This is a genomic window from uncultured Brachybacterium sp. (assembly GCF_947500705.1).
Lineage (GTDB): Bacteria > Actinomycetota > Actinomycetes > Actinomycetales > Dermabacteraceae > Brachybacterium.
Genome location: NZ_CANMSY010000012.1, coordinates 106888 through 113293, shown reverse-complemented (window position 1 = coordinate 113293; position 6406 = coordinate 106888). Strand labels below are relative to the sequence as shown.

The window sequence follows — 6406 nt, the reverse complement described above, 5'->3', positions numbered from 1 at the left end:
CGTCTGAACCGCGAGATCCGCCGCCGCACCGACTCGGTGGGCATCTTCCCCTCCCGCGAGGCGATCGTCCGCCTCGTCGGCGCGGTCCTGGCCGAGCAGACCGACGAATGGGCCGAAGGACGCCGCTACCTCGGCCTCGACGTCCTGGCCCGTTGCCGCCTCACCCTCACCACCAATCCCGTGAACGAGGTGAACACCGATGCCCTGCCCGCGCTGACAGCCTGATCCCTATCGCCGAAGGATCGCTACACCACTTCCGGGGACTTGACCCCATGAGGCCAGGTTGCCGGAACCGCCGACGTCACGGAGCAGTTCAAGGGCTCTTCGCGGTTCGTGGTGAATGACCCTGCTGTGGCGGGTATTCACGCTACGGTTTTCGCGGCGCTGGTCAGCAGGATACGCATCCGGTAGTTCTCGGCGTTGCGGAAGCCACGGCCGATGCGTTTGATGTTCTTGATGCCGGTGTTCGCGGCCTCGACTCGAGCGGTGGTCGCGCCGGTGACGATGAGGACCTCGATCGCGTCCCACCAGGTCACGACGGTGTCGTAGAGCTTGGTCGCCTCGGGCATATTCGCGATCTGCACGAAGTAGCCCATCCGCATCCGTTCCTCCCAGGCCTGAGCCAGGGTGTCGGTCGCCAATAGGCGACGGAGCTGCTCCTTGATGCCCCAGGCGGCGGAGAGCTCGTCGGTGGGGTCATCGGTGCGGAACACCCTCTCCAACCGCTCCCACGCCCTCGGGGTGAGGGTGTCAGCGCCGCGCAGCAGGAGCATCCGGTGCGCCCAGGCCGGGTCATCCTTCCGACCCCGGCGACCGTGATGGGTGCGGGCCAGGCGTTGCCGCACGGCGGTGACCATGTCGTTCCCGAGCTTGACGAGGTGGAACTTGTCGACCGAGACCGCAGCGCGGGGCAGGTAGGTCCGCAGTGCTTTGCGGAACGCGGCCGAGGGATCGATCGCGACGATCTCGATCCGCTCCCGCCAGTCCTCAGAGCGCTGGGCAAGCCAGTCACCGACGGCGGTGGAGTCCCGGCCGTCGACGACGCCGAGGACCTGTCCGGTGGTCAGGTCGACCAGGGTCGTCATCCATGGCTCGAACCGTCTCCAGGCACCTTCATCGGTGCGGAACCAGCGCACCGACCGGTAGCGGTGCTCATCGATGCCCAGGCGCGTCACTGGCACGTCCTCGGCGGCGGGGAGGACCACTGCGGCCGCCGCCAGCGCGGACTGGACCAGCCACCACGAGACGCCATGGGCCCGGGCGACCTCGGAGGCAGCCCGGCCCGAGGTGAGCACCGCGGAGACGACCTGATCCCGCAGCCGGGTCGTCGAACGCGCACGGTAAGGGACCTGATCGGTGGCTTCCCAGAACGTGCGCCGGGCGCAGGCCGGCTCGAGGCAGAACCAGCGCCGCTTGGCCCACACCACCTCCACCGCCCCGGCCACGGGGACGTCGCGCACCTTCTGGGACCGGCGGGAGTGGACCTTGGTCGCGAGCACCCCGCAGGACGGACAGCCCGGCGGCTCGATGGATTCGATCACCACTCGACGGCCTCCGTCGGGCAGGTCGATCGCGTCTGTGACGCGGTAATCGGGCAAGTTGAAGATCGTGCTCGCAGCATCACGCTGCGAACCAGTATTCTCGTGCACAGGCTCGTGGTCCTCTGAGGTGTGGATGTCTTGACAACACCCATCACAGCAGGACCACGGGCCGTTCTACGCCAGCGACGCGACGCTCTCCTTCACCACGAACCTTGAAGAGCCAGTTCAAGGCCGTTCGACGACGGGGCCGGACTACACGATGCAGTCCGGGCCCCGAAGTCCCGTTTCATGCCCGAGCTGGCTCTACACGCCCTAGGGACTCGATCGTCTTGATGGCCAGCGGTTCGGTCATGCCCTTCAGCAACGCTTCCTTGACGACGGCCAGGCCGTAGTTGTCAGTCGCAGCTCGACCTGTCGCTCGGCGTACATGCCGATCACCCGCTACCGCATGGGTCAGCAGCGGTCCGTGCAGGCGCACCTACTCTTTTCCGACGAGGGAGTAGACCCGCGAGTAATGGAGCTGCGAGGTGCAGAAAAGCAGAATCCTCGACGAATACGCTCGCGAATCCGCTACCAAGGATTCCGACCTGAGCGTCGTGGCAACGGGCAACGTAGCGATCATGAAACGGCTGGTCGGCGAGGAACGAGCGCAAGTGTCGGGTACGGACAGAGAGATGAAAGGAGCGGCGAGGGTACCTGTGTCTGTCGCAGGCGATGAAGCTTTCTGGGTCGGCACCTCCGGTGGAGCCGTTTCCTCGTTGCGCATCCGCCCCCTCGGAAGGGCGGGATCGCGACGTGACGACCTAGCAAGCGACCGTCATCCCATGGTGTGGGGAGGGGCCTGAAGATCCCACACCCGCGAGTACTCGTCCGCAAGTGCGGGCCAAAAAGCGGCGATTCCCTCTTCGAGCGACATGGGCCCTTTGGACTCCGGCCCGCTGACCACCAACTCGTGGAGGATCGGCCGACCCGCTGCATCCTTACGGTTTTCGGGATCGATGAATCGCAGGGCGAGCGTCGGACCGTGACGATGGCATACTTCTGCCTCCGGGTCAGCGCCTTCGAACGCTCGATCCCTTTCGATCAGGGGGTCCGGTGAACCTCCTGTGAGGAGGAACCGATGTCCCCATACCTTGCCCCGGGTCGACCAGATGATCATCAGTTCTTGCTCCGGACGAGCACACCGCTTTCCTCAGCCTCTTCGAGGTCGATTCGGAACTGAGTGAGGATGGCGCCGAGATCGTCATGCTTCTGAACAGCGTTCTCAAGTGCCTCCTCGAGCCTCTTGTCCGCCATGTCGATGATCTCGTTGGCCGCGCGGGAGGCGAGAAGAGCCGAGACTCCCACCGCGACCGCCCCCAGGGGCCCCGGAAGTTTGAGGTTCTTCAGCACCCCGCTCGCCCACCCGAGCACGGCGAGGATGGTCGTCGAGCTACTTAGCAGCTCGCGGGCAACCCTGGCCGGGAGTTCCTTCGATTTCGCCCAGCGAAGATGACGTTCGAACGGGAGGACCGCAGCCAAGGGAAGGATGAGATCGACGCCCACTCGCTCGTTCACGTCGATCTGCCCGGGTGTGAACTTCGCGGAAGAGAGAAGGAGGAGGTCCTCACCGACCGCGAGCGCCTGATCTCCGGCGACCATGCTTTGGATGACTTCGCGCAACTCGTTCAGGTGGTGGCCTCCATCCCTAATGACGAGTTCCTCGAATGCCGAGGCCGTCATCTCAGGAAGCAGATCCGCCTTCGAGAGTCCCAGCATCCAGATCCGTGGGAACTGGACCAGTGGCTGTCCGTCCTCAAGCAGATCGTCCTTCATCGCGAGCAGGCAATTGCTGAGACTGCCGAACAGCTTTCCGAAATAGCGCTCTTCCGATCCCGCATGGTCCAGCAGCTGCTGGCCATCTACGAGCAGAAGCGCTACGTCTGAGCGGAGCAAGGAGCGGAAGAGGTCGACCCGGCGGCGCGCTTCAGTCTCCCCGCTGACGTCTTGTTCGAACCATTCGCCGGGGTAGTCATGCCAGACCATACGGACAGCATCGAAGTGTGCGGCCGATCCCTGGGCAGATTTCACTTTAAGGCTGAATTTGTATGCGTCAGCTCGGTATTTGTTGGGTGCTGGAGCCTTGGCGTTATCGCGCATGTCGTAATACTTTTTCAGGAGCTGAGTTCCCTGTGCCGGCTTGTCAGCGACGAGAGCGAATCGACGCTTCGCCGACTGCCCGGGCTTTCTCATCGATCCGAAGAAGGAAGACAGCAGGACTGTCTTGCCGCTTCCGCTCTCGCCGAAGACTGCGATGTGCTGCTCGAGCGTTCTTCTTCTCACCATGGTGGCAGGGTACGGGAACGAGCAGACATGAGAGCAGTGGTCGCTTGATTCGGTCGCGAATCAGCCGCACGGGTTCCACCTCTGCATAGTGAGGCGCTGAGCGACCGGGTCCTGCCTACGTCACGGAGCCCCGGGGCCTTGCTCCCCACCGGTCAAGGCAAACACCAAATCTCCTCCGAATGTCACTTGCAGGTGGGATGGTCATAGCCAGTAGGAGCGGCGCCAGCCACCAGGCGCACCACAATGAAGTGAGGAGCACCAATGAATCCCCTCGACGACCAGTCCCTGGACCACGGCGTCTACCGCATGGTGCTTCGGCCCCAAGGGACAAGCTGGCTGGACAGCCTGATCGATGAAACGCAGACATGGTTGCGCTCCAAGAGCATCGATATCGACCTGTCGAGAGACAGCAGGTTCTCGAGTCAAGATCGCACAGTCACCGCTCGTCACCACAAGAACTCCTCTGCCACGTCGTTCAGGCTCGGGATGACGGAGGACGGCGACGACGGTAGATTCTCGACGACCGTCCTCGGCGTCGATGACCCTCACGACCCGTGGCTCATGGTCCGGGTCGCCAACAACAGACGAAGGACTATTCCCTCCCCGCGTCTCGCCAGGAACCTTTTAGACAGAGCAACTCTTCGGGATGGCAGTTCAACGCTGAGCAGAGGTCCCGAGGTCATCTATCCGGGGACGCTCGACGCCTTCGAGTCCCGGCTCCTTGACCCGCATCGGCGTGGCGGCGTCTTCGCCATGGGCACCTCAGACGTCATCCCGCCTCGACTGCTCTCGGACAAGCACGATGCCTGGTTCCGAGACACCGTCGGAATGGCGCAGGTGTGCATTCTGACTCCGGACGCCACCAAAGAGTTCTCCGCTCGCGCCGGGGGACTCCGCGTCGCACCAGGCACCATCCGTACTTTCGCTCCGGGGATCGAGTCTCTCGGCGAGGACTCTGCCCCGCACCGACACCGCATCCTCGGAACGGAGAGCCTGCTGGAAACGCCGGACTGGCGCCTGCGCCAGCTCCTTGGCCTCTTTGCCAGACGACACGTGACCTCTACGCCGGTCCCTGACCCTATTTACCGCTGGAACCGTACCTTCGACCGTCTCCGTAACAGCGACGTAGTCGACCGGCTCGCTGTTCCTCAAAGACTTGCGCGAGCGGTCGAGAAGACGCCTTCGACCAACGATGAGCTGGAACGGATCCGAGTCACGCTCGGCCTACCTGACCTCTACGAAGGAACACTTCTCAGCCTCGCCGAAGACGCAACTCGGCCTGCGCTAGATCCTCAGGTGTTGGACGAGCAGAGAGGACTATTGGAGTCTCTGCAACAACGTTCTGACGACCTCGAGGACGAGACAGCCGAACTTCGTCAAGCTGTCGCGGAGTACCAGGACGAAGCGGCGGACAGTGCAGACCGCGCACGCAACTCCGAGGAACAGCTCCGCAAGCTCCGGCAAGCGCTGTCGTCTCAGGGAATCGATCCGTGGTCCCTAGGCACCGAGACCGAACACGACCCGATCTCACCGATGCCGCCGGTGTCGTGGGAGAGTCTCTACGAGCGGCGTGGCGAATGGGAAAAATATGGGCCCCTCATCACCGCTGACCAGCACGCAGTGTGCAAGTTGGACAACATCGATCTCGATGGTCAAGCTCTCAACGCTGCATTTGACGCACTGCGGGCTCTGAGTGGATACATCCGCGCCCGACGGGCAGATCTTCACGAACGTGATTTGAGGAGCTACCTCCACGACCCACCTTGGGGTTTCCCCAGTTACCCGGCTAACAAGTTTGCCCACACCGAGACCGGGTACACCAAGAACAATTATGGCGACGAGCGGCAGTTCCCTGTTCCGAGCTGGGTGGACAGCAGCGAACAACAGACGATGTGCCCCCACCTCAAACTCGCCAAGATACCCAACAAGGATCCCCGGATCCACTTCATGGAAACAATGAATCCGGATGGCGAACTCGTCGCTATTGTCGGCTACATGGGAGAACATCTGACCAATCGCGCGACCTCGCGCCTCAATTGACGGGCATTATGCAGTCCACGCTGACATGCAGTCGATGAGAACGAATCGTCATAGTGTCTCGTCGGGCTCGGCGCGAGCGGCGAAAGCTTCGTCGAGAGCAGTCCATCGCCGCTCCCGCAACTCCTCGCCCTCCCTCGGTACGAGGGGCACGTGGAGGTAGCGGTTGGGCACGGCGTATTAGTCCGAGTGATTGCTGAGCAGCAACCTTCGCCGAGGCACACGGACCGAGAACTTCACGTCGCCCCGCCCCGAGCACGCCTGGCATCGCGGCGTAGTTCCCTTCCAGTCGGAGTGGCGTACCGCCAGAGCATCGCGGCGCGCGTGCCGGGCACTCCGCTTCACGCATCTGTAGATAACGCATGCGGGGGCGTGGGCGATCACGATCCATAAGTCCTAGGGGTAGGCCCTGGACAGGGTGGTCATGGAACTCACCGGCGGCAACTTCGAACGGTCAGATGCTTGTGGCATTATCACGCTGCACGAGCCTCGAGGGGCTGGTG

Annotated in this window: 4 protein-coding genes; 2 read left to right on the top strand and 2 right to left on the bottom strand. The window is 63.1% G+C overall.

Going from position 1 to position 6406, the window contains the following annotated elements; translation table 11 throughout:
- A partial coding sequence (locus Q0937_RS16530; RefSeq protein ID WP_299305895.1) for a transposase occupies positions 1-225 on the top strand: 225 nt, incomplete at its 5' end.
- A 137-nt stretch (positions 226-362) separates the two neighbouring features.
- Here the strand turns inward: Q0937_RS16530 and Q0937_RS16525 are convergent.
- Both Q0937_RS16525 and Q0937_RS16520 read right to left on the bottom strand, forming a co-directional pair.
- The gene (locus tag Q0937_RS16525) at positions 363-1598 is read right to left on the bottom strand and encodes an ISL3 family transposase (protein ID WP_299305893.1); all 1236 of its coding nucleotides are present in this window, start codon (positions 1596-1598) and stop codon (positions 363-365) included.
- 1101 nt (positions 1599-2699) lie between these two features.
- Positions 2700-3866 carry a TRAFAC clade GTPase domain-containing protein gene (locus Q0937_RS16520; RefSeq protein WP_299305891.1) on the bottom strand — a complete coding sequence of 389 codons (1167 nt, stop codon included), beginning with the start codon at positions 3864-3866 and terminating at the stop codon, positions 2700-2702.
- A gap of 261 nt (positions 3867-4127) precedes the next feature.
- On the opposite strand from Q0937_RS16520, the gene Q0937_RS16515 reads away from it, so the two are divergent.
- Positions 4128-5906: a hypothetical protein gene (locus Q0937_RS16515; RefSeq protein WP_299305889.1), complete on the top strand. Its 1779-nt coding sequence runs from the start codon at positions 4128-4130 to the stop codon at positions 5904-5906.
- Positions 5907-6406: the final 500 nt, after the last annotated feature.

Bases quoted from the DNA above. Each gene is read 5' to 3' on its own strand.
- Q0937_RS16520 (WP_299305891.1), bottom strand. From the start codon at position 3,866: ATGGTGAGAAGAAGAACGCTCGAGCAGCACATCGCAGTCTTCGGCGAG.
- Q0937_RS16515 (WP_299305889.1), top strand. From the start codon at position 4,128: ATGAATCCCCTCGACGACCAGTCCCTGGACCACGGCGTCTACCGCATG.